Consider the following 25,216-nt stretch of genomic DNA (forward strand, 5'->3'; position numbering starts at 1 on the left):
CACAACAACAAAAACAATGTGACAAAGCAGCGCCACAACAAGAACAAAAAGCTGCAGGAAAAGCGCCCGGTAACAAAAACAAGAACAGGGCGTGAGCGAACTGAGTGTTTTGGGTGCTGAGCTTTTTAGTGGTGCCTTGGCTTGCGAGGGCCGCAGTTGTAGATAAGAAGCGTCTTCCAGACGTCCACTGCCACTGCTACCGGCCATCGCGTAGTCACTACCGCTCTCTGTATTCAAAGCGTTCCGTTTGCAGAATTGACTGCCTCAAAGTGAGGCTCAAGCAGGCAACTGGCCTGCCAACAATAAAAATTGCAAAAACAACAACAATGCAGATCGTCTACTCTTCCCGGGCGGGTTCGCAACAGCGTTCCCGCCTTTTGATTTTCTGGCTCCCGGTTTTTCGATCCCCAGGCCGGCATGGGCAAATCCTGCACAAACCGTTAAACTCTCCCTCCTGCCCGTACCGTGCGTCACCTTACACGACGCCATCGCTGGCAACGTCAAATCACGGCCGGCCCCGGATCCGGGCCGCGGCCAAAGCAGTCCATGGATTTCAATGCTGAAAAACATACAGAAAAGAGTACGCGCCCTGTTTCCTTCCAGGCCTTCCCCTGAGCCGGTCTACCAGCGCCGGGAAATCCCCCGTGACCAGCACAACGTGTCACGGTCGATGATCAGCGAGCCTGCAAAGAAAGTCCTCAACCGGCTCAATAATGCCGGTTACGAAGCCTACCTGGTGGGAGGCGGGGTACGGGATATCCTGCTGGGAGAACGCCCCAAGGACTTTGACATTGCTACCGACGCAACACCGGAAGAGGTGCACGAGCTGTTCCGCAACTCACGCCTGATCGGACGCCGGTTCCGCATTGTGCATGTCCTCTTCGGCCGGGAAGTGATCGAAGTCACCACCTTCCGTGGTAACGCCGGTAACAGTGAAGAGAATGACGAGGAAGACGACGACCGCAAGACCAGTGAACACGGCTTGCTGCTGCGGGATAACGTCTACGGAAATCAGGAAGAAGATGCCCTGCGCCGCGACTTCACCGTCAACGCCCTCTACTACTGCATTCGCGATTTCACGGTCGTCGACTATGCCGGCGGCGTGGAAGACCTTCAGAACCGCCAGCTAAGACTGATTGGTAATCCGGAAACCCGATACCGCGAAGACCCGGTTCGCATGCTTCGGGCGGTCCGCTTCGCGGCCAAACTTGGATTCACTATTGAGCCGGTCACCGAGGCACCGATCCACGAACTGGCGCCCCTGCTGACCCATATCCCGCCAGCGCGGTTGTTCGAGGAAGTGCTCAAGCTGTTTTCCGCCGGCTATGGGGAGGCCACCTGGTACCTGCTGAAACAGTATGGCCTGCTGGATCCGCTGTTTCCGGAAACCATGAAGGCCATTGCCGACGGCCAGCCGGATGAGCTGATCGTCCGCGCCCTGCAGAATACCGACGCCCGCATCCACCAGGGCAAGTCAGTCACCCCCTACTTCATGTATGCCGCACTGCTCTGGCCAGCACTGCAAGCTGAATGGCAGCGTCGCCAGGATAACGGCGAACCGGTACAACAGGCATTACACCAGTCTATTGGCAAGGTCATTGGCCGGCAGGTCCAGGCGACATCCATTCCCAAGCGATTCTCCGGCCCCATGAAGGAAATCTGGGAATTGCAGATGCGCCTGCCCCGCCGTCAGGGCAAACGCGCCTATGGCGTCATGGAGCACCCACGCTTCCGTGCCGCCTATGACTTCCTGCTGGTCCGGGAAGCCGCAGGCGAGGTTGAACCGGGCCTGGGTCAATGGTGGACGGATTTCCAGGCAACGGACGACCGCGGTCGAGAGCAGATGCTCACCCAACTGGGCCAGCAGGGCCCCCGCAAGCGTAAGCGCCGCCGCAAGCCTGCAAGTCCCTCTTCAGCAAAGAGCGGTAATTCGTGAGCAAAAGGGTTCACGCCTGGATCGGCCTGGGCAGCAATCTGGAGGACCCATTAGAGCAACTGGCCCGGGCCGTCACTGGTCTGGCGACGCTGCCGGACACCACCCTGTTAGGCCAATCTGCATTCTATCGCAGCCGACCGGTGGGCCCGCAGGACCAGCCCGATTTCATCAACGCCGTGGTACTACTGGAAACCGCGCTGTCACCAGAGACCCTACTCGACCACCTGCAGCAACTGGAACAGGCTCATGGCAGGGTCAGGCTCCGTCGCTGGGGGCCTCGTACGCTGGACCTCGACCTGTTGCTATATGGCAGCGAGACAATCAGCACGCCAAGGCTGACGGTGCCACACCCGCGCCTGGCAGAACGGGACTTTGTGCTGCGACCCATGCTGGATATCGACCCGAAGGCAGCCTTGCCGGACGGTCGCACCTGCCGGGGACTGCTTGCACAATGCACCGATAACGACCTGAAACGACTCGAGCCCCCGATCACTACCGGCCTTGCCACACCACCTCCCTCGCATTAACCTTGACAGCAATCCTGCATGTCCGGAGCGGCTGCACGCAATCCTGCTGACAGCCCCGGTCCATCCATCACAGCAAAGGCATCAGTGTTATGGCGGTAACCATCAATACCCTTCGTGACTATAAGGAAAAAGGTGAGGCCTTCGCCGTCCTCACGGCCTATGACGCTGCATTCGCCCAGGTGGTCAGCGAAGCAGGCGTGGACGCCATCCTTATTGGCGACTCCCTTGGCATGGTTCTCCAGGGTAACGACAGCACCCTTCCAGTCACCCTGGAAGAAATGTGTTACCACACTCGCTGCGTGGCCGCAGGCAACCGTGGCGCACTGATCATGGCTGACATGCCCTTCATGACATACGGCACCATCCCCGATGCCCTGGATAACGCGGCAGAACTGATGAGGGCCGGGGCCCATATGGTCAAGCTTGAAGGTACCGACTGGATGAAGGACACCATCAGTGCCCTCAGTGAGCGGGGTGTTCCGGTTTGCGCCCACCTGGGCCTGACCCCCCAGTTCGTCAACAAGTTTGGCGGTTACAAGGTTCAGGGCCGTGACGAAAAACAGGCAGAGCTGATGATCGAGCACGCCAGTGACCTGGTCGCTGCCGGCGCAGATGTCATCCTTCTGGAGTGCGTACCGGCCCCCCTGGCCGCCCGTATTACCCAGGCCGTGCAGGCACCCGTGATCGGCATCGGCGCCGGCAAGGACACCGACGGCCAGGTACTGGTCCTCCACGATATGCTGGGAATCCCCGAAGGCCGCAAGGCAAAGTTCGTAAAGAACTTCCTTGAAGAAGGCGGCAGCATTCCCGGCGCCATCAAGTCCTACGTACAGGCGGTTCGTGACCGCACCTTCCCCGGCGAGGAGCATACGTTCAAGTAATGCGTACCGTACACACTCTCAAGGAGCTGCGAGCCATCATCCGCAGCTATCGCACCCAGGGTAAGCGGGTGGGCCTGGTGCCCACCATGGGCAATCTGCACGAGGGCCACCTTGCGCTGGTTCGCAGGGCACATGAAGCCGCCGATGTTGTGGTTACCAGCATCTTCGTAAACCCGATGCAGTTCGGTGCCGGCGAAGACCTGGACGCCTACCCCCGTACCCTGGCTGATGACCAGCGCAAGCTGGAGGCAGAAGGCAATACCCTGCTGTTTGCGCCGCCGATCAGTGAAGTCTATCCCGACGGCCTTGCCCGCCAGACCCGCGTCATCGTCCCCGAAGTGAGCGAAGGCCACTGCGGAGCCAGCCGGCCCGGCCACTTCGAAGGCGTCGCCACGGTAGTGTCCATGCTGTTCAATATGGTCCAGCCCGACGTCGCCGTGTTCGGTGAAAAGGACTATCAGCAGCTGGCGGTCATCCGCAAGATGGTCCGTGACCTGTTCATCCCGGTGGACGTCATCGGCCTGCCCACGATCCGTGATGAGGACGGCCTGGCCATGAGCTCCCGCAATGGCTACCTGTCAGCAGCGGAGCGGAAGAAGGCACCTGCCTTGCACCGGCTGCTTTCGGAAACCGGCGCTGCGTTGCTTGGCGGCAGCGATGACTATGCCGGGCTGGAAACAGCCGCCAGGGAGGCCCTGACCGCGGAGGGTTTCCGCCCCGACTATTTCAATATCGTTAACAGCCTTACCCTGAAACCGGCTTCACCCGGAGACCGCCAGCTCACCCTGCTGGCGGCTGCATTCCTGGGAACAACCCGATTGATTGATAACCTCTCAATCGAACGCTAAACCCAAAGAAAGGATGCAAGATGGTACAGGTACGTTCCCCCCTGACCCGGACACCGGAATGGCACGCCCTGCGTGAACACCAGGCCCGACTGGACAAGGTGCACATGCGCACGCTGTTCCGGGACGACCCGGAGCGTTTCCATCGCTTTTCCCTGACCGCTGCAGGACTGCAGCTGGACTATTCGAAGAATCGCATCGATCGCTCCACGCCAGACCTGCTGGCCGCCCTGGCGAAGACCTGTCGGCTCCCGGAAGCCCGAGAGGCCATGTTTAACGGCGATACCATCAATAACACCGAGCACCGACCCGCCCTGCATACTGCCCTGCGAGCAACCCCTGACCAGGATATCCGGGTGGACGGGATCAATATTGTGCCGGAAGTCCAGGCCACCCTGGAGCAGATGGAGGCTTTCGTGGCACAGGTGCACGGCGGCGAGCGTACCGGCTACCGGGGTGACCCCCTGACCGATGTGGTCTCCATTGGCATCGGCGGCTCCTACCTTGGTCCGCGTATGATGACCGAGGCACTGAAACCCTATAGCCGTGAAGGCATCCATTGCCACTACATCGCCAATATCGACGGCACTGATATCAGTGAAGTCCTGGCAAAGGTACGTCCAGAGAGCACCCTGTTCCTGGTGCAGTCCAAGTCCTTCGGCACCCAGGAAACGCTGGAGAACAGCAAGCTCGCACGTCAGTGGTTGCTGGATGCCGGCGCCACCGAGGCGGACCTCGCCCGGCACTTTGTGGCGGTTACCGCCAATGCCGACGCGGCCCGACACTTTGGCATCGCGCCTGAGGCCGTGTTCCCCATGTGGGACTGGGTAGGTGGTCGCTATTCCCTGTGGTCCGCCATTGGCCTGCCCATCGCACTGACCCTGGGCATGGACAACTTCCGCCGTATACTCGACGGCGCCCGGGCCATGGATACGCATTTCCGGGAAGCGCCACTGCAGGAAAACATGCCTGTGGTGATGGCCATGCTGGGCGTCTGGTACGTCAATTTCTGGGACGCCGACACCCACGCTATCCTCACCTACGACGAATATCTGAAGGAACTCCCCGCCCATCTCCAGCAGCTGGACATGGAGAGCAATGGCAAGCGGGTCGATCGCACTGGTGAGCCGGTGGACTACCGCACCGGGCCAGTAATCTGGGGAGGCGTCGGGGCCAATGGCCAGCACGCCTATCATCAACTGCTGCATCAGGGCACGGTGCTCTCTCCGGCGGACTTCATTATCCCCCTGACAAGCCACAATCCGGTCGCCAACCATCACGCCACCCTGTTCGCCAACTGCCTGGCCCAGACCCAGGCACTGATGCAGGGCAAGACAGAGGCTGAAGCCCGCAGCGAACTGACAGCCCAGGGACTGTCGGCAGATGAAGTGGACCGGCTGGCACCCCACAAGGTGATTCCCGGGAACAAGCCGTCCAATACCCTCGTGTTCGAGAAGGCCACACCGGAGGTGCTCGGAGCGCTGGTTGCGCTCTACGAGCACCGCACCTTTGTCCAGGGGGTGGTCTGGAACCTGAACTCATTCGATCAGTGGGGTGTGGAGCTGGGCAAACAGCTGGGCAAGCCCATCCTGCAACAACTTGGTGAAGGTATTCGCTACGAGGAGCTGGACAGCTCCACGGCAGGCCTGATGCGATTATTCCGGGGCGAGTAGCCTGGGCATCGATTACCCTGGCCAGCGGAAGTCCGCTGGCCAGAGCTTCTGTTCACGGTCATAGGCCTGCCACAGCTCGCGGTAGGTGCGACCGTTGACCGGGTGGCGTTGATCACCAGCCAGTTCCGCCAGCGGGCGCAACACGAACGCGTTGTAAAGAATTTCCGGACGCGGAATCTCCACCCCATCGGTGGCCTGGTCAAGGTCACCGTAGGTCAGTACGTCCAGGTCCAGGGTCCGCGGACTGAACCGGGGTGCTCCAGGCTTGCGGCCGTTGGCCAGCTCGATGGCTTTCAGGCACCGGCTCAGTTCCCCTACCGACTTCGCGGTACGAACGCCCACTACCAGGTTGAAGAAAGGAGAGCCGTCAAAGCCCACTGCCTCGCTTTCGTAGATCGGTGACACGGCCAACTCACCAAACGCCTGCGCCAGCGCCTCCAGCCCGGCCCGAATATGGTGGTGGCGATCCACATTACTGCCGACACCGATAAAAACCTGAACCGGGCCAGCCATTACCAGACGCCCCGCTGGATCTTTACCCCCACCTGGCGGGCGGCAGGGACTGCACCGGGCTTCCACAGCGTGAGCCTCAGCCCTGGCACCGCAAACGTTGACATAAGCGAGGCAGCCAGTTTTTCAGCGGCGGTTTCCAGTAACGCAGGCTGACATCCCCTGAAGAAATCCTGCACATGTTCACTCACTGCCGCATAATCCAGGGCCTTGTGAACATCATCGGACGCTGCCGCAAGACGATTATCCCAGGCCATTTCCAGGTCAACGCGCAGCTCCTGGTGGATCTCCCGTTCCCATTCATAGACCCCGATCACCGTTTCTACGACCAGGCCCTCGATCAATACGCTGTCACTCACGGCGTTACTCCACCATTGCCTATTTGCTGATTGAACCACCGACAACAACGGGCTAAGGTCGGAAGTCCCGACTCAACAGGCCGCAAACAGGAAGCGCCCCGACCATGGATTCCATCAGCCAGCCGATACTGCTTATTGCCCTGTGTGGATTCGCCTATGCGGTCGGCTCGATCCTCTTCGCCATCCCGGTCTGTCGCCTGGGCGGCCTGACCGATCCCCGGGCACTTGGCTCCCGGAACCCCGGCGCTACCAATGTGTATCGCAGCGGCGGGCCGCTCCCTGCTGGCCTTACCCTGCTGCTGGACGCCCTGAAGGGCGCTGTCCCGGTCTGGCTCGCCGGCCATTACGGCTTTTCCGTCTTTGCCCAGGCCATGGTGGCCCTTTGTGCCGTCACCGGCCACATGGTGCCTGTATGGTACCGGTTCCAGGGCGGCAAGGGCGTTGCTACCGCCCTGGGCAGTGGACTTGTGCTGGCACCTCTGACCACTACCCTGTTGGCACTGATCTGGCTGGTCATCATTTGGCGCTGGCGCATCTCGGCCCTCGCCTCGGTGATCGCCATTGGCTCAGGGCCGGTAATCAGCGCCCTGTTCGAGCCGGAAACCCTGCCCCTGTTTGGCCTGCTGGCCATTGTTATCGTCATCCGTCACCGCAACAACCTGATCCGGCTTGCCCAGGGGCGGGAAAGCCGGTTCTAGCGTCCCGTTTACGGCGCCAGTCCGTCGAGACACTCGTCGGCAAGTCCCGGCAAGGTGTCCATAGGCCAGCGCGGCTTTGCCACGATCCGGTCGCCATCCCTCTGCCCCGCCAGCAACCGCTGACAGCCCGCATAGGCGATCATGGCCCCGTTATCGGTGCAGAACTCCGGCCGGGCGTAGAACACCGATGCGCCCTGCTTGCCGGCCATGGTTTCCAGGGCCGCCCGCAGGCGCCGGTTGGCGCTGACGCCCCCTGCCATGACCAGGCGGTCGCAATCCGCCGCTTCCAGCGCCCGCCGGCACTTGATCACCAGGGTATCCACTACCGCGCTTTCAAAGGCCAGGGCGATATCGGCGCGGGTCTGCTCTGTCCAGTTACCGGCTGCCTGCTCCGCGGTCACGGTATTGAGGGTATAGGTCTTCAGGCCACTGAAACTGAACTCCAGGCCCGGCCGATCAGTCATCGGGCGCGGGAAACGATAGACGCCCTCACGCCCCTGCTCTGCCAGTGCAGCCACCCTGGGCCCTCCCGGATAGTCCAGCCCCAACATCTTGGCGGCCTTATCGAACGCCTCACCGGCGGCATCGTCCACCGACTCACCAAGCAACTCATACTCACCGATGCCGGACACCTTCACCAACTGGGTATGCCCGCCGGACACCAGCAGCGCCACGAACGGAAATCCGGGCGGGTTGTCCTCAAGCATGGGCGCCAGCAGGTGCCCCTCCATGTGATGGACACCCAGCACCGGAATATCCAGCGCCAGGCCCAGGGCATGGGCAACCGAGCCGCCTACCATCAGCGCGCCGACCAGGCCGGGGCCTGCCGTGTAGGCAATTCCCGTGATATCACTACGCGTACAAACAGCCCGGTCCAGAACCTCGTCGCAGAGGGGCAGCAGCTTTTGGACATGGTCACGGGAGGCCAACTCTGGCACCACGCCACCGTAATCGGCGTGCATGTCCGTCTGGCTGAACAGCGCGTCCGCCAGTAGCCCCCTTTCACTGTCGTACAGGGCTACGCCGGTTTCGTCGCAGGAGGTTTCAATACCCAGAATCAGCATGGGGCGGGTACCTCGGGTCAGGTGTCTGTTAAATTTGGCGGCATTCTATCAGAAACACTGTCGATAGTTTCACCAGACAATTGACGATCAAGGTCCACTGGCGCTATCATTGCCGGCCTTAAATAGGACTGGCCGAAATTTGTCCAATATTTCAAACCGAATTCAAGGTAGGTGATTTTTAATGCCAGCTGTTAAAGTGAAAGAGAATGAACCGTTTGATGTAGCGCTGCGTCGTTTCAAGCGCTCCTGCGAGAAAGCAGGCGTACTGTCTGAAGTACGTCGTCGTGAGCACTATGAGAAGCCCACGGCTGTTCGCAAGCGTAAGGCTGCCGCTGCTGTCAAGCGTCATCTCAAGAAGCTTCAGCGGGAACAACGCAAGTTCGAGCGCCTGTACTAAGAAGAACGGTCCGGAACCCTGTACGGCAGGGTTTTGAACCTGTTCATGGCGCGAGAAGCCTGTCAGATTCATACTGGCAGGAGAGCGTGATACCAATGCCGTCGGGGCATAGTTCCGACGGCATTTTTCGCTGTGGCGTCGGGCAGTGTTGCCCCAAGCACAGGATAGGGAGTAGGCATGAGCGGACTGATCCCCCAGCAATTCATCGAGAACCTGCTGGACAGGACAGACCTTGCTGAGCTCATTGGCTCCCGCATTACCCTCAAGAAAGCCGGCGCCAACTATAAGGCCCGCTGCCCTTTCCATGACGAGAAGACCCCGTCGTTCAATGTCCGACCTGACAAGGGGTTCTATCACTGTTTCGGCTGTGGCGCCCATGGCGATGCTATCAGCTTTGTAAGGGAATTCGAGGGGCTCGACTTTACCGCCGCAGTCGAGGAACTGGCCCGGCGAGCCGGCCTGGAAGTACCCTACGACAAGGTTGCCAGCCAGCAGATCCGGCAAAGTCGCACGCTGACAGATGCCCTGGACTATGCCCGCGAGTTCTATCGCAACCGGCTGGCGAGCACCGAGGGTCAGCTGGCCAGGGAGTACCTGGCCGCAAGGGGTCTGGATGACGCTATTATCGAGCTTTACCAGCTCGGCTTTGCCCCGGGTGCCGGCACCGCCCTTTACAACGCGGCCAGCGAGGAACTACGCAAGCCGCTGATTGAAACGGGCACAGTTTCTGACCGCTACGGCAGGCCCAGGGACCTGTTCCGTAACCGGGTCATGTTTCCCATCCGCAACACCCGCGGCCGTACCGTGGCGTTCGGTGGACGCACCCTGGGAGATGACAAGGCCAAGTACATCAACTCGCCGGAATCCGATGCCTTCCACAAGAGCCGGGAAATCTACGGCCTGTTCGAGGCCCGGCAAGCGTTGCGGCACATCGACAAGCTGCTGGTAGTAGAAGGCTACATGGATGTCATAGCCCTGGCCCAGTTCGGCATTCACTATGCCGTTGCCGCCATGGGCACCGCCACCAACCAGGACAGCCTGGCAGCCCTGCTCAAGCAGACCCGGCACCTGGTGTTCTGTTTTGACGGCGATACCGCCGGCCATCGGGCTGCAGACCGGGCCATGGAAAATGCCCTGGAACTGCTGGAAGACGGCATTCACCTGCAGTTCCTGATGCTGCCGGAGGGCGAGGACCCGGACACGCTCATCCGCAAGGAAGGCGCCGAGGCATTCGAGAAACGCATACAACAGGCCCGCCCGCTGTCCCGCTACCTGTTTGACCGGATGCAGGAAGGCCTGGACCTGAGCCTGCCGGAGAACCAGGGGGAGCTGCGCTCGCGGGTCGAACCGCTGCTCAGCCGTATGCCCCGAGGCAGCCTGCGGGATGCCATGTGGCACGAAATGCTGCGACTTTGTCGGCCACCACGGACCTGGCAGCCCGGTAGCGCGGGACGAAACGGCGGCAACCGAAACCCGGGGCCTGCGCCATCGACACCACAGGAGCGGGTGCCGGTCCGCCTCAGCAAGAACCATATGGTCTGCCTTGCCATGCTGGAGGCACCGGAAATGGCCGTTGAACTCAAGGACCTGTGTCGCCAGGACCGGCAACTGGACAAGGCCGCCGGCTTCGCCGAATGGCTGGACCAGCAAGGCCTTCGCACCCGCAGACAGGTTTACCAGACCCTGGCACGCTCACCGGCGGACCAGGCAAGGTTCCGCTCGTTGTTTGACGGCATTGAACACCTGCCCGGACGAGAGGAAGCCCTCGACAGCGCCCGGGCACTGCTGGCCCCCAACGATGAGGCACGGCAGAAACAACGACTGAAGGCCCTGGCAGAGAAAGCCCGGGACCTAAACTTTGCCGACCTGGGCCCGGAAGAGCGGCAACAGCTCAAGGCTTCGCTATCAGCCCATCAGGGAAAACACGGATGAAACAAACAGGAAGGATCGAAGAATCAGGAGGTTTGGTGAGAAAAGATTGGAAGCAAAGGATTTTTTCAGTGCCCACTTGAAACCACGACCACTGATCACCATCTAACCATTCGGTGGCAGTCGTCTGGTGCGGCCGCTATAATGGTTGTTTAACTTTTTTCCTTTTTACCATCAAGTTCACAGGGTGTCTATGTCAGGCAATTCTCAGAAATCCCGTTTGAAAGACCTCATTGCCCGAGGAAAAGAGCAAGGTTACCTGACTTACGCCGAGGTCAACGACCACCTGCCTGAGGATATCGCGGATCCGGATCAGGTAGAAGACATAATCCGCATGATTAATGACATGGGCATCCAGGTCAGCGAGGAAACACCCGACGCTGATACGCTGCTCATGACTGAAGGCGACTCCACGGCCGACGAGGCCGCCGCTGCCGAAGCCGCGGCTGCACTGGCCGCCGTCGAATCTGACGCCGGCCGCACAACTGACCCGGTACGCATGTACATGCGTGAAATGGGCACCGTTGAGCTGTTGACCCGTGAAGGGGAAATCGTTATTGCCAAGCGCATCGAGGAAGGTATCCGCGATGTGATGGCTGCTATTGCCCATTTTCCCGGCACAGCCGGCACCGTTATCCAGGCCTACGACCGCATCATCGAGAACGAAGGCCGTATCAGCGATATCGTATCCGGCTTCCTGGATCCGGATGACGCCGAGCCGTTTATGGGCGAAGAAACCACGGATACATCTTCAAACGACGACACCGCTTCCGGCGACGACGACGATGACGACTCCGAAGAAGAAAAGGAGAGCGGCCCGGATCCCGAGGAAACCCGGCTGCGTTTCGAACTGCTTCGTGAAAAGCTCGCCGTGGCCGAAGAAAACCTGGAAAAACACGGTCGCGCCCACAAGAAGACCCAGGAGGCCCTTAACGAACTGGGGCAGGTGTTCGCCCCGTTCAAGCTGGCTAACAAGGCCTTTGATGAGCTGGTCAACGTGGTACGTTCCACCAATGAGGTGGTCCGCGAGAACGAGCGCGCCGTGATGCGAATCTGCGTGCGGGAATGCCGCATGGACCGGAAAGAGTTCATCAAGTCGTTCCCCGGTAACGAAACCAACCTGGACTGGGCGCCCAAGATTGCCCGCTCCAAGAAGCCCTACGCTTCGGCGATTAACGAACGCCTGGACGAAATCGTGCGCCTGCAGAAGCGCATCGCCAACGTACAGAGCGAAGTGGACCTGGCAATCCCTGACATCAAGGAAATCAACCGCCGGGTGTCCATTGGTGAAGCCAAGGCCCGTCGCGCCAAGAAAGAAATGGTCGAGGCTAACCTGCGACTGGTTATCTCCATCGCCAAGAAGTACACCAACCGCGGCCTGCAGTTCCTGGACCTGATCCAGGAAGGCAACATCGGCCTGATGAAGGCGGTGGACAAATTTGAGTACCGTCGCGGCTACAAGTTCTCCACCTACGCCACCTGGTGGATCCGTCAGGCCATCACCCGCTCTATCGCGGACCAGGCCCGCACCATCCGGATTCCGGTGCACATGATCGAGACGATCAACAAGCTCAACCGTATCTCCCGCCAGATGCTGCAGGAGATGGGCCGCGAGCCGACGCCGGAAGAGCTGGGCGAACGCATGGAAATGCCGGAAGACAAGATCCGCAAGGTGCTGAAGATTGCCAAGGAGCCGATCTCCATGGAGACCCCCATCGGCGATGATGAAGACAGCCATCTGGGGGATTTCATCGAGGACATCCAGGCCCTTTCACCGGTGGATTCCGCCACCGCCGAAGGCCTGCGGGAAGCCACCCGCTCCGTCCTCGCCGGTCTCACAGCCCGGGAGTCCAAGGTACTGCGCATGCGTTTCGGCATCGAGATGAACACGGACCACACCCTGGAAGAAGTCGGCAAGCAGTTCGACGTCACCCGGGAGCGGATCCGCCAGATCGAAGCCAAGGCCCTGCGCAAACTGCGTCACCCGTCACGGTCTGACCACCTGCGCGGCTTTATCGACGACCAGGGCAACGGATAAATCCAACCCCACAGTAGCGGGCGCCATTCCTCAACGGTATAATGGCGCCCGCTTCGTTTCTGGCAGGCAACTTTCCAAAAAGAGCTTTGTGCTCAGTTGGTTAAACTGCCATGCAGTAAATTTGGGCCTATAGCTCAGTTGGTTAGAGCAGGGGACTCATAATCCCTTGGTCGCTGGTTCGAGTCCAGCTGGGCCCACCACTCCCCCTTTCTACCGATTTCCTCCTGTTCATGGGACTATAGTTTGTCCGGTTTGGCCAAACTATAGTAGAAGTTATGACCTACCTTGTCCGCGGCGAAAACAGCCTTAGAGCAGTGGACTTCCCCCAATAGATCCGCATGTTATCCCTTCGGTTACGCCATCATATTGCGACCGAAGAGTGCCACCACAAATCGACCGCTTCGGTCGCAAAGCGAACGTTCAAATTTTGGACAGTGCTAGCATTGACCAGAGCCGGAGCGATTAACCGGCACAGCAGGACAACTGCTTTACATCCTTGGTGAACGTTTGCGCACAGAGCTTGAGTCCTTCAACCATGGTCAGATAAGGGAACAAGTCATCGCCGATTTCCTGAACAGTTAAACCTGCTCGTAACGCCATCACTGCCGTTTGGATAATTTCACCACCTTCCGCTGCGACAACCTGCACCCCGAGCAAACGACCTGACGTGCGCTCTGCCACCATTTTAATAAAGCCTTGGGTGTCAAAATTGACTAGCGCACGCGGCACGTTTGCCAAGTCGAGCAGTCGGGTGTCCACGCTATAACCCCTTGCAACTGCTTCGGCTTCAGTGAGGCCAACGGTGGCAACTTGGGGATCGGTAAACATGACCCCGGGCATGGCACTGAGGTCGAGTTTGGCCTCGCCTCCCGTCATGTTGATGGCGGCTCGGCTGCCTCCGGCAGCGGCGACATAGACAAACTGCGGTTGGTTGGTGCAGTCTCCGGCAGCGTATATTCCGGGGGTCGTGGTTTGCAGATGCTCATCCACCTGAATTGCGTCGCGTGAGGTTTCCACGCCAATGCTAGCCAGGTTCAGGGCCTCGGTATTGGGCGTTCGACCGGTCGCCACCAGTAGTTGGTCGGCTCGCAAGGTGCCGGCAGGCGTCTCGACGATGAACTCTTTGTCGCTGTAGTCCACGTTGCTAGGCGTGGTCTGGCGAAGCACCTCAATCCCTTCCCGTTGAAAAGCCGCCTCTATGGCCTCTCCGATCGTAGGATCTTCGCTGGACAACACACGGCTCCGGGCTAAAACGGTAACCTTGCTGCCGAGTCTGGCGAATGCCTGAGCCAATTCCAAGGCAACGAAACCGGCACCAATCACGATCAGCCGTTTGGGAACGGTATCCAGCGCCAAGGCACTGGTTGATGTCAGGTAAGGAGTGTCTGCCAGCCCCGTTATTGGCGGCTCTGCCGGTCTGGCTCCGGTTCCAATAAAGGCGCGATCAAAATGAACCGGTTTTTTACCACCCTCAGCCAGCGTGACTACCAGGCTATTGGTATCGACAAACCGAGCCTCACCGTTCAGGACTGTGATGTCCTTGTGTTCTCGAAGTATCTTTTCGTACTTGGTGTCACGCAGCTCCTCCACTCGTGCCTGCTGTTGCTGAAGCAGTTTTGCTCGGTCTACCTGAGGAGCCTCAGCACTGATGCCCGCGTCAAAAGGGCTTTCTTTTCGAAGATGCGCGACATGTGCTGCACGAATCATAATCTTCGATGGCACGCAGCCAACATTTACGCAGGTGCCACCGACAGTCCCACGTTCAATCAGGGTGACGCGGGCACCGCGTTCAGTCGCCTTCAGGGCAGCCGCCATGGCGGCACCACCACTTCCGATTACCGCAATATGCAGTTTGTTGTCATTTTTCACTGGGGAAACTCCTTGGAGCTTTGGAATTGCTCTCGTGGCTGGCGTCATAGTGTTTTTTCCGCCAGAACGCATAGACCGTCAGGCCGATGAATACCGCCAGTGCCGGAAGAAGCACATAGTCGAGATAGCCCGTCAGGGCGGCCAGTCCCACGGTGGCCATCAGAATGACCAGAATCGGTGTGAAGCAGCATAGTGCAACCAGAATAGTCCCTATTATGCCAACTCTGAGCAGGTTTTTCGGATTCTTCATTGCCCCTCCGGGGTCGCCTCTGAGGCCGTGGGAGTGGAGGGGTAACCAGCGTCGCTCGTGGCCTTGGTGAGCGCCTCTATGGAAGTGAGCGCATCGTCAAAGGTGACGACGGCTTCTCGATCAGGGTAGCTCACAGAAACTTGCGACACCCCTTCCACCTTACTTAAGACCAGCTTGACGGTGATCGGACACGCGGCACAGGTCATGTCAGGCACCGAGAGAGTCACTCTTTGAGGCGCAGTCCAGGCGGGCAGGCTGAGCAATGCGAGGAACAAGGCAAGAACCAACCGTTTACGCATGAGCAAGATCTCCTTTTAGTAGAATAGAGGCAAAACGTAGGGGAAAACTAAAGCGACCAGTATCAGCGACATGACTACCCAAAAGATCACTTTATAGGCCCTTCGCACTTGAGGAATGGCACAGGTTTCTCCAGGCTCACATTGCTCCACAGGCGGATAAATTCGTCGCCAGGCAAAGTACATGGCGACGATGGCCGCGCCAATGAACAGCGGTCGATAGGGCTCAAAAGCTGTCAGGTTGCCGATCCAGGCACCGGAAACGCCCAGAGTGATAAGTACCAATGGCCCGAGACAGCACGCCGAGGCGAGAATTCCTGCAATCCCCCCGACAGCGAGAGAAGCACCTCCGGATTTAGATTTGAGTTTCGACATGACGTTGACACCTGTTGCCCATGGACTCGATAAGATAAGGTTACTTCCGTAGTCAAGTACGGAGTCAAGCATCATGTTGGATAAAGCTAATTCACTGACTATTGGCGGCTTGGCCAAGGCGGCCAATGTAAATGTCGAGACGATCCGCTATTACCAGCGGCGAGGTCTTTTGTCAGAACCCAAACGACCTCCAGGTGGTATTCGACGCTACGGTTTCGCCGATATTGATCGGCTGACATTTGTGAAAACTGCGCAGCAGCTGGGTTTCAGTCTCGACGAGATAAGCGACCTCCTACGGCTAGAAGATGGCACCCACTGTGAAGAAGCCAGTGCGCTCGCCGAGCACAAGCTGAAGGATGTGCGCGAAAAGATCGAAAGGCTGGTAAAAATCGAGGAGGCTCTGAGCGAAATGGTCAGTCAATGCCACGCGCAGCCGGACAGCATCGCGTGCCCGCTCATTGCATCTCTACATGAGGGAGACATTGGAAAAAAAGGCCAAAGGGATTAGCTTCTGAACCAATCGACCTCTTGGGGTTCTACCCCGTTACTGCGGACATTCCTAAAAAGAGGCACAATGTGCCAAAGGAGTGTTCATGTCCAGACGCAGAAAATATAGCCCAGAGTTCAAACGCGAAGCCATCGCTTTGACCCGTCAACCCGGTGTCAGCTGTCGGCAGATCGCTCTGGAAATCGGTATCAACCCCAATCTGCTGTCCCGTTGGCGCAGAGAGGCGGATGAGGAAACGGAGAAAGCCTTCAAAGGCTCAGGCTCCCCCAGAGACGAGGAGGTTGCCCGCCTCAAGCGAGAACTGGCCCGAGTGAAGAAGGAGCGTGATTTTTTGCGCGAAGCGGCAGTGTTCTTCGCAAAGGAGTCGTCCTGAGGTATCAGGCGATTCAACGTTGTCGCAGTCAGTTCCCCATACGTCTTATGTGCCGATGCCTGAAGGTGTCGGCCAGCGGTTATTACGCTTGGGTATCTCGCCCTGAGTCCGCCAGGGCAAAGGCGAATCAGCACTTGCTGTCACGAATCAGAGAGATTCATGACGACAGCGGTGGCATGATTGGCTCGCCCCGAATGCATGAGGACCTGGTTGCCGAAGGTGCTTCAACCAGTCTGAACCGTGTTGCGCGGTTAATGGCCAAACACGGCATTCAGGGCTGGCCACGGAAGAAGCGCGGACGCTTGGGACGTCGATCTCATCGGCCACCGGGTATCCGGAATCATCTGGAGCGGAATTTCTCCGCTCTGGAGCCAGACACCAAGTGGGTGACGGATATTACGGAGATACCCACGCAGGAAGGAAAGCTCTTTCTATGCGTGGTTCTAGACCTGTTCAGCAAGCTGATCGTTGGTTGGTCCATGCACCACCGGCAAGATCGGCATATGGTGATCAGAGCGGTTGAGATGGCCGTTTGGCAGCGCCAGGGGGAAGTCCCGGTGATATTTGTCAATGGCCATTTATTTTGACCCACCTTTGGCCAATAAAATTGACCCACCTTTCATAGTCTAGCTTGTTGTCTTCTGCTTTAGCCGATAGCTTTCTCCTCCCAGCATAAAGATGTGTGAATGGTGGATGACGCGGTCAATGATCGGCACCGCCACGTTGTCGTCGTGGAAGAACTCGCCCCAGCTGGTGAAGTCCTTGTTGGTGGTCAGGATGATGGACCGGTATTCGTACAGGCTGTTGATCAGCTGGAACAGGTTGTACCGGGCCTGCCGGGTCATGGGCAGGTAACCCAGTTCATCAATGATCAGCAGGTCGTATTTGGCCAAGGCGCTGACCCGCTTTTTCAGCTCACCTTTCATCTCGGCCAGTTCCAGTTCTTCCACCAGATCCAGGGCGTTGCGGAACAGCACCCGGTAGCCGGCCTCCACGGCTTTGTAGCCAATGCCGATGGCCAGGTGGGTCTTGCCTACACCGGGCGGGCCGATAAACACCAGGTTGTTCCGTTCGTCGATGAACTGGAAGTCCAGCAAGGCATTTACCTGACGTTTGGTAATGGTGGTCTGGTGCCGGTAATCGAAGCCCTCCAGGCGCTTCTCCGCTGGGAACGCAGCCATCTTCCGGTTCCGGCGGATGCGTTTGTCCTGGCGCTGAACCAGTTCGTGTTCAGCGAGCCGGTCCGCGAAGCCCAGGTAGGACATCTCGTTGGCTTCTGCCTCGGCCAGCAGGTTGATTAGTTCGTCGGCGGCTGCGCTCAGGCGCAGGCTGCGGTATCGGCTCACAGTTTGCTCAAGCTGGCTCATGGGTCACCCCCTGGCCACTGGAGTGGCCAATACGGCGATAAGCACTCAGGTCCAGCGCTTGCTGTGGTTCTGGCAGCGGTTCCGGCTGCCGTTCCCGCAGCGTAGCTGCCTGGGCTGCTTCCAGGTAACTTTGCAGCCGTGTGGCGGTCATGCCGGGGCGTTCTGCCAGCGTTGTGATCAACGCCAGATCCACAGGCGCATGGCGCTTGAGCAGGTCTCGGGCAGCCACCAACTGATCCTTGTAGATCTTGGGCTCGGAACGCTTGAGCTGTTGGCACAACCGATGCCCGATTTCATTGCCGACCAGGTCGTTGATCTTGCTCTCAAGGGTGGCCACCCGCTGGGCATGATCCCGGTAGTGATGGGTGTTCTTGAACACCTTTCCCTTGTCGGAACATAGAGCGTGACTGGCAATGACATCGCCCGTTTCCAGGTCGCTAATTTGGAGCTGACTGCCGGACTCCAGAACGCCCACCCGGGCCTGTTGCCAGGCCATGGGCACAGAGTACTTGTTGGCCTTCCAGGCGATCAGGCCGGTCTTGTCGGCTCGACGTGTCTCGTGGACCACCGGCTGCACGCAAGCTGGTGACAGGTAGGCCTCCAGGTGTTCTCGCTCATCCCGTTCGAAGCGTTCCCGGGGTGGTTCGCCGGTGGTCCCGTGAATACGGACATTGGCTACGCTCTCAACCCAGTCCTGCACGTGCTGGTGCACGTGTGCCTGATCCCGGAAGACTTCTCCGTAGAGGCAATCCTGCTTGACGTACTTCACGCCAGCTTCCACCTTGCCCTTGCTCTCCGGGTCATAACCTTCGCAGGCATGGATCCGGAACCCGGCTGTGGTGGCATACTCATGGAACCGTTGGTTGAGGGTCAGTTCCCGGTACTGCTCGTTGATCACCACCAGCTTGGTCTGATCGTAAACGCATTCCTCCGGCAGGCCACCAAAGTACCGCAGGGCTTCATCGTGGAGCTGGATAAAGGTCTGGGTGTCCAGAGGGCGGAAGGCCAGGCCCACGTACATCAGCCGCGAGTAGGACAGCACGAACACCACGAAGTGCAGCGTACGCTCTTCGCCACCAATCAGCACACCGCGCAACTCACCGGGGTCCACCTGACACTGAACACCGGGCACATCATCCAGGATAGGCTCGTAGTAGCGCATCTGAGCCGAGGCGACTTCCTCCTTGAGCACCCGCACATAGCGGCGAATGGAACGGTCCGAGGCCGGTAACTCACCAACCTTCGCTTGCAGCTTGCGGGCAATCTTGACGGCGCTGAGCTTGGGAAACTGCTGGAGCAAATGCACCAGATAATCCCGGTGATCATCGAGTCGCTTGCTCCGCGAGGGGTCTGCAAACCGTTCTGAAATCGCATCCACCTCCATCCGCAGGTACTTGCGAACGGTATTGCGGGACAACCCCAGTTCCTGACTGATGGCGCGGATCGACAGCCCTTTGCCGTTATCGTGCAGTGCCTTGATCTTGTGTATCACAACCCACTCCTTCACTGACATGCCCCCGGCCATCGATAAAAGCGGGGGACAGTAGCTGGTTCTGTGGCCGGACGGCCACCCGGGGATGGGTCAAAATTAATGGCCAGTAGTGGGTCATTTTAATTGGCCATTAACAATATTGCATTCAGATCGAGGCAGCCAATTCACCAGCGGTGACTACCAGCGATATCTCGGCAGCAACCGCCTGGTAAGCAGCATGAGTGCGGTCGGTCATTGTGGCGATAATGCCGCCTGCGAGGGGTTCTTTGGGATGCTCAAGCGGGAGCGCATCCACCACCGGCGTTACCGCACTCAGAACGAAGCGCGAGCTGATGTATTCGACTACATTGAGCGGTTCCACAATCCCAGGATGCGACGTAGAGTTGCCGTTCAGGATCGGAAGTTGTCAGCCGTTTTAAAACCGTCCGTGGAAACGGGGTAGAACCCACCGATATTTCGTCACCTTTGGGACAACTACCTGTTTCACACCAACGTGATTTCTCCTGGCCTGATCCGTGACGACGTAGACATTGCGAAATGCATAGATGCCATGGAAATGACAATTCTCTATGCCAAAGAGAGCAAGTTGTTCAAAGGGAACCAGCGGGAAGTCGGGCGCTTAAACTATGCGCTCAGGGAGCTAGGACTATCGGAGAGCGGGGAGTCTCTACTACCACTCCTCTCAGAGGAGCAGCGTGGGGAAAAGCTTAAGGAGGTGGCTTTATTTGTGACGAGAGAGAAACGCTTTCCATCGCGCTCGACCAACCTCTACCTCATCAATCTTCTCAGAAATTCGGGAGAGACGTCGAACTGTAGTGGTTCAATGATTCCGGACACCAACGTAGGTGGTAAGATCGCCACCATAAACGAGGTGTCTGATGACCAGAAAGCGACGTTCTTTTTCTCCTGAGTTCAAACAGGAAGCAGCCAGCCTGGTGCTGGATCAAGGTTACACGATTCCGCAGGCCAGCGTGTCTCTGGGAATTGGTGAAAGCGCTGTTCGGCGTTGGGTTCAACAACTGACGGACGAGCGTAAGGGCGTCACTCCGAAAGGCAAGGCGTTAACCCCGGAGCAGCGACGTATTCAGGAGCTGGAAGCCCGCTGCAATCGCCTGGAGCGAGAGAAAGAAATATTAAAAAAGGCTACAGCTCTCTTGATGTCGGACGAGATGAATCGTACGCGCTGATAGACCGGTTGGGGGAGCAGGAGTCAATTGAACTGGTCTGTGAAGCGTTTGATATCAGTCGTTCCAGCTATTACGAGTACCGCCAACGGCGGAACCGTGTAGATGTGGAGCGCCTGGCCCTGAGGGCTCAGGTAAACCGCCTGTTTACCAAGAGCCGCAGCTCTGCCGGCAGTCGTACAATCAAAGGCTTGCTCCGCGAGGAAGGCGTTGTCGTTGGTCGCTTTAAAGTTCGACGACTGATGAGCGAGTTGGGGCTGATCTGTAAGCAACCAGGCCCTCATGCCTACAAGCAGGCTACCGTTGAACGACCAGATATCCCGAACCATCTGGACCGGGAGTTTGCAGTAGAACGGCCTAACCAAGTCTGGTGTGGTGACATCACCTACATCTGGAGCGGCCAGCGATGGAGCTATCTGGCTGTGGTGCTGGACCTATATGCCCGGCGAGTTGTTGGCTGGGCAATGTCATCCAGTCCGGATGCGGACCTGGTTGTAAAAGCTCTGGATCACGCCTGGGAACAGCGTGGTCAGCCAGAGAAAGTCATGTTCCACTCGGATCAGGGAAGTCAGTATGCCAGTCGTAAGTTCCGTCAGAGACTCTGGCGCTATCGAATGACACAAAGCATGAGCCGACGCGGCAACTGCTGGGACAACGCACCGATGGAGCGACTGTTCCGAAGTCTGAAATCTGAGTGGATACCGGCCCTGGGTTATCGAAATCTGCCTGAGGCAAAAAGAGATGTTGGTGGCTATCTCATGGACTACTACAACCGGCAGCGGCCTCACGCGTTTAACGGCGGCATTTCGCCTGTTGCAGCTGAGGAAAATCTTAAAATACTGTCCGGGATTAGTTGACCACTACAAACTTAATTCTCTTCCGTTAAGAAGAGATGACCCTGACCCCGTGTTAGGTCCATCCAGAGTTGGAAAAACCCGGCTTATAATGCTGGCTAGTTGGCCGCTACTCAGTGAACCGGCGAACAGCCAGTCGGAGCGGCCCAGCGCCCAGGACCGCATTTTGTTTTCCAACCCAGCTGTTGTCGATGGGCACACCTCAACAAAACGACACAATTGATAGGCGCAATGGGAAGCGGACAAACTTCGGTATTAAAAGATGGCCAAACTATGGGGTCAAGAACACCTCCAGACGAAAAAAAGCCGGCAAGCGCCGGCTGTAAAAAGTCTTGTCCAACAACACAACAATGCAGATCGTCGCAATGTCTGTTGAAGATAATATACGTAGCTAATCAAAACTGGATCAATACGTACCTTGCGCAATGCCAGCAGAGTCCTCCGGCGCAGGGGCGTCCCTGTCTCTTGCATACGCGTAGGCTTCGAACCGGGCGATCAGGCTGGCTGCCTCCGGGGTTTCCCGGACCGCGTTGAGCAAGTACTGCGGGTCCTGGCCTTCTTCAGCCAGGCGGGGCGCCTGGGTTTTCAGGTAGGCGGTCATGATGGCGTCGCTGAACTCCGGATGGAACTGGACACCCCAGATATTGGCGCCGACCCGAAATGCCTGGTGGGGCTCGCCTTCGGAATTCGCCAGCAAGACAGCCCCCGGCGGCAGCGCCAATACTGACTGGGCATGGGTAAGGTGTGCCGGAAATGGTGAAGATAGCCCGCCCAACAGCGGATCCTGACGCCCTGCCTCTGTCAGTGCCACCTCGAAGGTCCCGGACTCGCGTCCCTGGGCGCGGAACCCGACACGCCCGCCAAGTGCCTGGGCCAGCAACTGATGACCGTAACACACACCTAAAACCGGTACCTGCAAGCGAACGGCTTCCCGCAACCACTCTGCCGTCTGTTCACTCCAACCCTCTCGGTCCGTCACCATTGAGGGGGAACCGGTTACCAGCACGCCTTGCCAGTCTGAAGGAGTGCCCGGGGGCGGTTCACGGGTGACATCAGCCACAACCACCTGCTGTTTATATTCAAGCCTGGCGCAGAACCACCGGTCAAAATCACCGGCGGTCCGCTGGATATCCGGGTAGGTCGACCCGGTTTTCAAAATCAGTATCTTCGGCATACGGTGCCAGTCCTCCAGTGGCGATAAACCGCAATCTAGCACGAACCTGGCGCCGCGCCGAGATATTGGGCGTCGAACTTTTCCGGGAAACCGTCCGCTTCAGTACCGTAACTGTTACTCAGGTCATAGCCAGCCGCCACCTGGGATCCTACTATCTGAAGTGGACCCCAAATTTTGGACAGGTGCCTAAGCTCTGATTCATCATCTCCACAAGGAGGAGAATCATGAGCAAGAAACGCAAGCAATACAGCGCATCATTCAAGTCCAAAGTTGCTCTGGCCGCCCTCAAGGGTGACCAGACCACATCCGAAATTGCCGCCCGTTTCCAGATTCACCCCACCATGGTCAGTACCTGGAAGCGCGAGCTGCTGGAGAACGCTCCCGACCTCTTCGAAGGCAAGAGGAAGGCCGGCAAGCAATCCGATGAGCCCAGCACAGACGAACTTTACCGCGAGATCGGTCGACTGACGGTGGAACGCGATTTTTTGTCGCGCAAGCTCGATCAGTAAGCCGTCAACAGCGGTTGGCGATGATCGAGCGAGGTCATCCCCAAGTCAGTCTTTCGCGCCAGTGTGAGCTGCTCAAGCTGAGCCGCTCATCGGTGTACTACGTCCATCGTGAGCAATGTCAGGAGGATCTGGATCTGATGTACCTGATTGATCAACAGCACCTGAAAACGCCGTATTATGGCTCTCGCAAGATGCGGGTCCACTTGCTGCACCAGGGCTACCGGGTCAACCGGAAGCGGGTGCAGCGGTTGATGCGCACCATGGGCATTCAGGCGGTTTATCCGCGCCCCAGAACCAGCATCCCGGGCGACGGGCACAAGGTGTACCCGTACCTGCTCAAGGGCTTGAAGATCGACCGTCCCAACCAGGTTTGGGCAACAGATATTTCTTATATCCCGCTTGCCCGGGGCTTCATGTATCTGGTCGCCATCATCGACTGGTACAGCCGCAAGGTGCTGTCCTGGCGGGTCTCCAACACCATGGATACAGACTTTTGTGTCGATGCCCTGGAGGAGGCTCTACAACGCCATGGAACGCCGGAAATCTTCAATACTGATCAGGGTGTCCAGTTCACCAGCGAGGCCTTCACAAGCGTTCTCAAAGAGCATGGCATCCGGATCAGTATGGACGGCAAGGGCTGCTACCATGACAACATCTTCGTGGAACGGCTCTGGCGCAGCGTCAAACACGAGTGCGTCTACCTCACTGCCTTCGAGGATGGCCGACACTTGAAGCAGGCGCTCCACCGGTACTTCCGGCATTACAATCAGACCCGGTACCACCAAACCCTTGATTACCAAACGCCCGATGAGGTGTACTACGGGCAATCCATATCCTTGGCAGCCTGAGCCAAGGAAACAACCGGATCATAGCTTAGGGACACCATCAGGTTGTCCAACTGATTGGGTCCACCTCAATCACCTGATAACGACTCAGGGAAAGTGAGGGCGGTTATGCCAGTCGCGATAACCGGTGCAGGCAAACCCGATGGCAAAACCAGGGTGAACGTGTGGAGCATACAAAGGGAAATTCACCAGTGAACCGGGATGGGTGGTGGCTGATCGCCGCAATCTCTCCGCTCTTGCTCCTTGGCGGCTGGATGCTGTGGCCAGATCGCCATGAACCAACCCTCACCTGGTCGTCAGCAGAGACACCTCCCGGAAAGCCCCGGGAAATCCCCAGCCAGTGGCACCCCCCTGTGCCTGTCAGCCGGCCCGGCGAAGCCCGATTCCCTGCCGAGAACGCCGTCGAAGCAGCGCAAGCCCCTGTGGAATCGGCTGACATCCGGCTGGACCGCCTTCAGCATGCCCTTGCCAATATTGCCGTGGATCAGGACGGCAACCTTGTGCTGGACGAGGTAGCGCTTGCGTCTTTACAGCAGGCGTTCCGGGCCGTTGAGAACGTGGATATGGCGATGCTGGAGGAGCTCCAGCTTTATGTGCAGGCCGGGCTCGCCGGTGAAACCGGCGCCCAGGCGGCAGAGATACTCGGCGACTACGTCCGTTACAGGAGCCACCTGGCCAAAGCAGAGGCGGAATGGTCCAGCCAGCAGGAGCTGTCTCCCAACCAGCGTCTGGAACGCACCATAGCGCTTCGTCGCCAATATATCGATCCCGTTGCTGCGAGCCAACTGTTTGCCGGTGAAGACGCCCACCAGCGCTATCTGATTGCCATGGAAGACATCCGCTCGGACCCGTCGCTGACAGAACAGGCGCGCCGGCACTCATTTGCACGGGTTCGCGAAGACCTGCGCCGCGGCACACTGCTGGTCGATTCCAGCGATGGGGCCATAGCCAGCCAGCTGCGGACAGACCGAGAGCGTTGGCAACAGTTGGGGTTGACCAATGAGACCCGCCGCCACCTGGAGCAACAAAGCCTGGGACTGGTGGCGGCAAGGGACCTCGCGGGCAGTGACCCGCAGGATTGGCAGCGCCGCTACCGTCAGTTTGACCAGGAACGGGAGGTCGTTCTCAGGGCAGGCCTGGCAGAGGACGAGAAGCAGCGCCAGATTGAGGGCCTTGTGGACACCTACTTTACAAAGTCGGAGCGGGACGCAGCAGAGGCCTGGCTGCCGCCACACCTGAGACTGGAAGCTGTCCGATAACCAT

The 25,216-nt window shown here is 58.5% G+C and carries 24 protein-coding genes, 1 tRNA gene and 3 pseudogenes; 17 read left to right on the forward strand and 11 right to left on the reverse strand.

Annotated features, from left to right (window positions below; translation table 11 throughout):
* Window positions 1–556: 556 nt before the first annotated feature.
* From pcnB to pgi, 5 genes are all read left to right on the forward strand, one after another.
* A complete protein-coding gene (gene pcnB / locus LJ360_RS16315) occupies window positions 557–1,936 on the forward strand; it encodes a polynucleotide adenylyltransferase PcnB (RefSeq protein ID WP_091854338.1) in 1,380 nt (459 codons plus the stop codon).
* Window positions 1,933–2,463 carry a 2-amino-4-hydroxy-6-hydroxymethyldihydropteridine diphosphokinase gene (gene folK / locus LJ360_RS16320; RefSeq protein ID WP_091854340.1) on the forward strand — a complete coding sequence of 177 codons (531 nt, stop codon included), beginning with the start codon at window positions 1,933–1,935 and terminating at the stop codon, window positions 2,461–2,463. Before pcnB ends, folK (LJ360_RS16320) begins: the two co-directional genes overlap by 4 nt.
* An 89-nt stretch (window positions 2,464–2,552) precedes the next feature.
* The gene (panB, locus tag LJ360_RS16325) at window positions 2,553–3,344 is read left to right on the forward strand and encodes a 3-methyl-2-oxobutanoate hydroxymethyltransferase (RefSeq protein ID WP_091854342.1); all 792 of its coding nucleotides are present in this window, start codon (window positions 2,553–2,555) and stop codon (window positions 3,342–3,344) included.
* The gene (panC, locus tag LJ360_RS16330) at window positions 3,344–4,192 is read left to right on the forward strand and encodes a pantoate--beta-alanine ligase (RefSeq protein ID WP_091854344.1); all 849 of its coding nucleotides are present in this window, start codon (window positions 3,344–3,346) and stop codon (window positions 4,190–4,192) included. The genes panB and panC overlap by 1 nt, the downstream gene beginning before the upstream one ends.
* Before the next feature lie 20 nt (window positions 4,193–4,212).
* Entirely contained in the window at window positions 4,213–5,862 is a 1,650-nt protein-coding gene (pgi, locus tag LJ360_RS16335; RefSeq protein WP_091854345.1) for a glucose-6-phosphate isomerase, read from the forward strand.
* 12 nt (window positions 5,863–5,874) lie between these two features.
* Here pgi and folK (LJ360_RS16340) read toward each other — a convergent pair whose 3' ends face one another.
* A complete protein-coding gene (gene folK, locus LJ360_RS16340) occupies window positions 5,875–6,375 on the reverse strand; it encodes a 2-amino-4-hydroxy-6-hydroxymethyldihydropteridine diphosphokinase (protein WP_091854347.1) in 501 nt (166 codons plus the stop codon).
* The gene (gene folB, locus LJ360_RS16345) at window positions 6,375–6,731 is read right to left on the reverse strand and encodes a dihydroneopterin aldolase (protein ID WP_091854349.1); all 357 of its coding nucleotides are present in this window, start codon (window positions 6,729–6,731) and stop codon (window positions 6,375–6,377) included. The genes folK (LJ360_RS16340) and folB overlap by 1 nt, the downstream gene beginning before the upstream one ends.
* Window positions 6,732–6,835: 104 nt before the next feature.
* Here folB and plsY point away from each other — a divergent pair, with 104 nt between their 5' ends.
* Window positions 6,836–7,429: a glycerol-3-phosphate 1-O-acyltransferase PlsY gene (gene plsY / locus LJ360_RS16350; protein WP_091854351.1), complete on the forward strand. Its 594-nt coding sequence runs from the start codon at window positions 6,836–6,838 to the stop codon at window positions 7,427–7,429.
* An 8-nt stretch (window positions 7,430–7,437) separates the two neighbouring features.
* Here the strand turns inward: plsY and tsaD are convergent, their stop codons facing one another.
* Window positions 7,438–8,493, reverse strand: a complete 1,056-nt coding sequence (gene tsaD / locus LJ360_RS16355) for a tRNA (adenosine(37)-N6)-threonylcarbamoyltransferase complex transferase subunit TsaD (protein ID WP_264994473.1) — start codon at window positions 8,491–8,493, stop codon at window positions 7,438–7,440.
* Window positions 8,494–8,674: 181 nt separating this feature from the next.
* Here tsaD and rpsU point away from each other — a divergent pair, with 181 nt between their 5' ends.
* The 4 genes from rpsU to LJ360_RS16375 all read left to right on the forward strand — a co-directional run bounded on the left by rpsU (window position 8,675) and on the right by LJ360_RS16375 (window position 13,057).
* Window positions 8,675–8,890 carry a 30S ribosomal protein S21 gene (gene rpsU, locus LJ360_RS16360; RefSeq protein ID WP_007153483.1) on the forward strand — a complete coding sequence of 72 codons (216 nt, stop codon included), beginning with the start codon at window positions 8,675–8,677 and terminating at the stop codon, window positions 8,888–8,890.
* A 177-nt stretch (window positions 8,891–9,067) separates the two neighbouring features.
* Complete coding sequence (gene dnaG / locus LJ360_RS16365; protein WP_091854354.1) at window positions 9,068–10,822, forward strand: DNA primase; 1,755 nt, start codon at window positions 9,068–9,070, stop codon at window positions 10,820–10,822.
* A 190-nt stretch (window positions 10,823–11,012) separates the two neighbouring features.
* Window positions 11,013–12,857 (forward strand): RNA polymerase sigma factor RpoD, encoded by a 1,845-nt coding sequence (gene rpoD, locus LJ360_RS16370; protein WP_091854356.1) that lies wholly within the window; start codon window positions 11,013–11,015, stop codon window positions 12,855–12,857.
* A gap of 123 nt (window positions 12,858–12,980) precedes the next feature.
* Window positions 12,981–13,057, forward strand: a tRNA-Ile gene (locus LJ360_RS16375).
* A gap of 262 nt (window positions 13,058–13,319) precedes the next feature.
* Here the strand turns inward: LJ360_RS16375 and merA are convergent.
* From merA to merT, 4 genes are read right to left on the reverse strand one after another with little or no spacing between them, the layout of a single operon-like run.
* The gene (gene merA, locus LJ360_RS16380) at window positions 13,320–14,726 is read right to left on the reverse strand and encodes a mercury(II) reductase (protein WP_264994474.1); all 1,407 of its coding nucleotides are present in this window, start codon (window positions 14,724–14,726) and stop codon (window positions 13,320–13,322) included.
* A complete protein-coding gene (gene merF, locus LJ360_RS16385; RefSeq protein WP_264994475.1) occupies window positions 14,716–14,976 on the reverse strand; it encodes a mercury resistance system transport protein MerF in 261 nt (86 codons plus the stop codon). The genes merA and merF overlap by 11 nt, the downstream gene beginning before the upstream one ends.
* Window positions 14,973–15,275, reverse strand: coding sequence for a mercury resistance system periplasmic binding protein MerP (gene merP, locus LJ360_RS16390; protein ID WP_264994476.1), 303 nt, complete (start codon window positions 15,273–15,275; stop codon window positions 14,973–14,975). The genes merF and merP overlap by 4 nt, the downstream gene beginning before the upstream one ends.
* Window positions 15,276–15,290: 15 nt before the next feature.
* Window positions 15,291–15,647 (reverse strand): mercuric ion transporter MerT, encoded by a 357-nt coding sequence (gene merT / locus LJ360_RS16395; RefSeq protein WP_264994477.1) that lies wholly within the window; start codon window positions 15,645–15,647, stop codon window positions 15,291–15,293.
* 73 nt (window positions 15,648–15,720) lie between these two features.
* On the opposite strand from merT, the gene merR reads away from it, so the two are divergent.
* Complete coding sequence (merR, locus tag LJ360_RS16400; protein ID WP_091852855.1) at window positions 15,721–16,155, forward strand: Hg(II)-responsive transcriptional regulator; 435 nt, start codon at window positions 15,721–15,723, stop codon at window positions 16,153–16,155.
* A gap of 85 nt (window positions 16,156–16,240) precedes the next feature.
* A pseudogene (locus tag LJ360_RS16405) lies at window positions 16,241–17,091 on the forward strand (IS3 family transposase); the annotation flags it as partial.
* A 63-nt stretch (window positions 17,092–17,154) separates the two neighbouring features.
* Here LJ360_RS16405 and istB read toward each other — a convergent pair.
* Together istB and istA are read right to left on the reverse strand one after the other, a co-directional pair.
* The gene (istB, locus tag LJ360_RS16410; RefSeq protein ID WP_041336312.1) at window positions 17,155–17,895 is read right to left on the reverse strand and encodes an IS21-like element helper ATPase IstB; all 741 of its coding nucleotides are present in this window, start codon (window positions 17,893–17,895) and stop codon (window positions 17,155–17,157) included.
* Window positions 17,882–19,387 (reverse strand): IS21 family transposase, encoded by a 1,506-nt coding sequence (istA, locus tag LJ360_RS16415; protein WP_264994478.1) that lies wholly within the window; start codon window positions 19,385–19,387, stop codon window positions 17,882–17,884. Before istA ends, istB begins: the two co-directional genes overlap by 14 nt.
* Before the next feature lie 136 nt (window positions 19,388–19,523).
* On the opposite strand from istA, the pseudogene LJ360_RS16420 reads away from it, so the two are divergent.
* The 3 genes and pseudogenes from LJ360_RS16420 to LJ360_RS16430 all read left to right on the forward strand — a co-directional run.
* Window positions 19,524–19,829, forward strand: a pseudogene (locus LJ360_RS16420) (IS3 family transposase); the annotation flags it as partial.
* A gap of 108 nt (window positions 19,830–19,937) precedes the next feature.
* Window positions 19,938–20,297, forward strand: coding sequence for a hypothetical protein (locus LJ360_RS16425; protein WP_264994479.1), 360 nt, complete (start codon window positions 19,938–19,940; stop codon window positions 20,295–20,297).
* Window positions 20,266–21,428 (forward strand): IS3 family transposase gene (locus LJ360_RS16430; RefSeq protein ID WP_264993899.1). Its coding sequence is split into 2 segments (ribosomal slippage): window positions 20,266–20,521 and window positions 20,521–21,428, totalling 1,164 coding nucleotides; the frame shifts between segments, so codons are not numbered across the junction. Before LJ360_RS16425 ends, LJ360_RS16430 begins: the two co-directional genes overlap by 32 nt.
* A gap of 84 nt (window positions 21,429–21,512) precedes the next feature.
* Here the strand turns inward: LJ360_RS16430 and LJ360_RS20070 are convergent.
* Together LJ360_RS20070 and LJ360_RS16435 are read right to left on the reverse strand one after the other, a co-directional pair.
* Window positions 21,513–21,624 (reverse strand): annotated as a pseudogene (locus LJ360_RS20070) (IS66 family transposase); the annotation flags it as partial.
* A 207-nt stretch (window positions 21,625–21,831) separates the two neighbouring features.
* Window positions 21,832–22,599: a glutamine amidotransferase gene (locus LJ360_RS16435; RefSeq protein WP_091852565.1), complete on the reverse strand. Its 768-nt coding sequence runs from the start codon at window positions 22,597–22,599 to the stop codon at window positions 21,832–21,834.
* Between the two features lie 224 nt (window positions 22,600–22,823).
* On the opposite strand from LJ360_RS16435, the gene LJ360_RS16440 reads away from it, so the two are divergent.
* Window positions 22,824–23,956, forward strand: a protein-coding gene (locus LJ360_RS16440; RefSeq protein ID WP_264994480.1) for an IS3 family transposase whose coding sequence is annotated in 2 segments (ribosomal slippage) — window positions 22,824–23,094 and window positions 23,094–23,956 — 1,134 coding nt in all. Because the reading frame shifts where the segments join, the coding sequence is not laid out codon by codon here.
* A gap of 161 nt (window positions 23,957–24,117) precedes the next feature.
* Window positions 24,118–25,212, forward strand: coding sequence for a lipase secretion chaperone (locus tag LJ360_RS16445; protein WP_143066607.1), 1,095 nt, complete (start codon window positions 24,118–24,120; stop codon window positions 25,210–25,212).
* The last annotated feature ends 4 nt before the right edge of the window (window positions 25,213–25,216 follow it).

The organism is Marinobacter sp. AN1 (genome assembly GCF_026013985.1).
In the GTDB taxonomy this organism is placed as follows: Bacteria; Pseudomonadota; Gammaproteobacteria; order Pseudomonadales; family Oleiphilaceae; genus Marinobacter; species Marinobacter segnicrescens.

What these genes read in the sequence shown, in the direction of transcription:
- pcnB (WP_091854338.1), top strand. Translation starts at nt 557, where the DNA reads ATGCTGAAAAACATACAGAAAAGAGTACGCGCCCTGTTTCCTTCCAGG.
- panB (WP_091854342.1), top strand. Translation starts at nt 2,553, where the DNA reads ATGGCGGTAACCATCAATACCCTTCGTGACTATAAGGAAAAAGGTGAG.
- panC (WP_091854344.1), top strand. Translation starts at nt 3,344, where the DNA reads ATGCGTACCGTACACACTCTCAAGGAGCTGCGAGCCATCATCCGCAGC.
- pgi (WP_091854345.1), top strand. Translation starts at nt 4,213, where the DNA reads ATGGTACAGGTACGTTCCCCCCTGACCCGGACACCGGAATGGCACGCC.
- folK (WP_091854347.1), bottom strand. Translation starts at nt 6,375, where the DNA reads ATGGCTGGCCCGGTTCAGGTTTTTATCGGTGTCGGCAGTAATGTGGAT.
- plsY (WP_091854351.1), top strand. Translation starts at nt 6,836, where the DNA reads ATGGATTCCATCAGCCAGCCGATACTGCTTATTGCCCTGTGTGGATTC.
- tsaD (WP_264994473.1), bottom strand. Translation starts at nt 8,493, where the DNA reads ATGCTGATTCTGGGTATTGAAACCTCCTGCGACGAAACCGGCGTAGCC.
- rpsU (WP_007153483.1), top strand. Translation starts at nt 8,675, where the DNA reads ATGCCAGCTGTTAAAGTGAAAGAGAATGAACCGTTTGATGTAGCGCTG.
- dnaG (WP_091854354.1), top strand. Translation starts at nt 9,068, where the DNA reads ATGAGCGGACTGATCCCCCAGCAATTCATCGAGAACCTGCTGGACAGG.
- rpoD (WP_091854356.1), top strand. Translation starts at nt 11,013, where the DNA reads ATGTCAGGCAATTCTCAGAAATCCCGTTTGAAAGACCTCATTGCCCGA.
- merF (WP_264994475.1), bottom strand. Translation starts at nt 14,976, where the DNA reads ATGAAGAATCCGAAAAACCTGCTCAGAGTTGGCATAATAGGGACTATT.
- merP (WP_264994476.1), bottom strand. Translation starts at nt 15,275, where the DNA reads ATGCGTAAACGGTTGGTTCTTGCCTTGTTCCTCGCATTGCTCAGCCTG.
- merT (WP_264994477.1), bottom strand. Translation starts at nt 15,647, where the DNA reads ATGTCGAAACTCAAATCTAAATCCGGAGGTGCTTCTCTCGCTGTCGGG.
- merR (WP_091852855.1), top strand. Translation starts at nt 15,721, where the DNA reads ATGTTGGATAAAGCTAATTCACTGACTATTGGCGGCTTGGCCAAGGCG.
- istB (WP_041336312.1), bottom strand. Translation starts at nt 17,895, where the DNA reads ATGAGCCAGCTTGAGCAAACTGTGAGCCGATACCGCAGCCTGCGCCTG.
- LJ360_RS16425 (WP_264994479.1), top strand. Translation starts at nt 19,938, where the DNA reads ATGGAAATGACAATTCTCTATGCCAAAGAGAGCAAGTTGTTCAAAGGG.
- LJ360_RS16435 (WP_091852565.1), bottom strand. Translation starts at nt 22,599, where the DNA reads ATGCCGAAGATACTGATTTTGAAAACCGGGTCGACCTACCCGGATATC.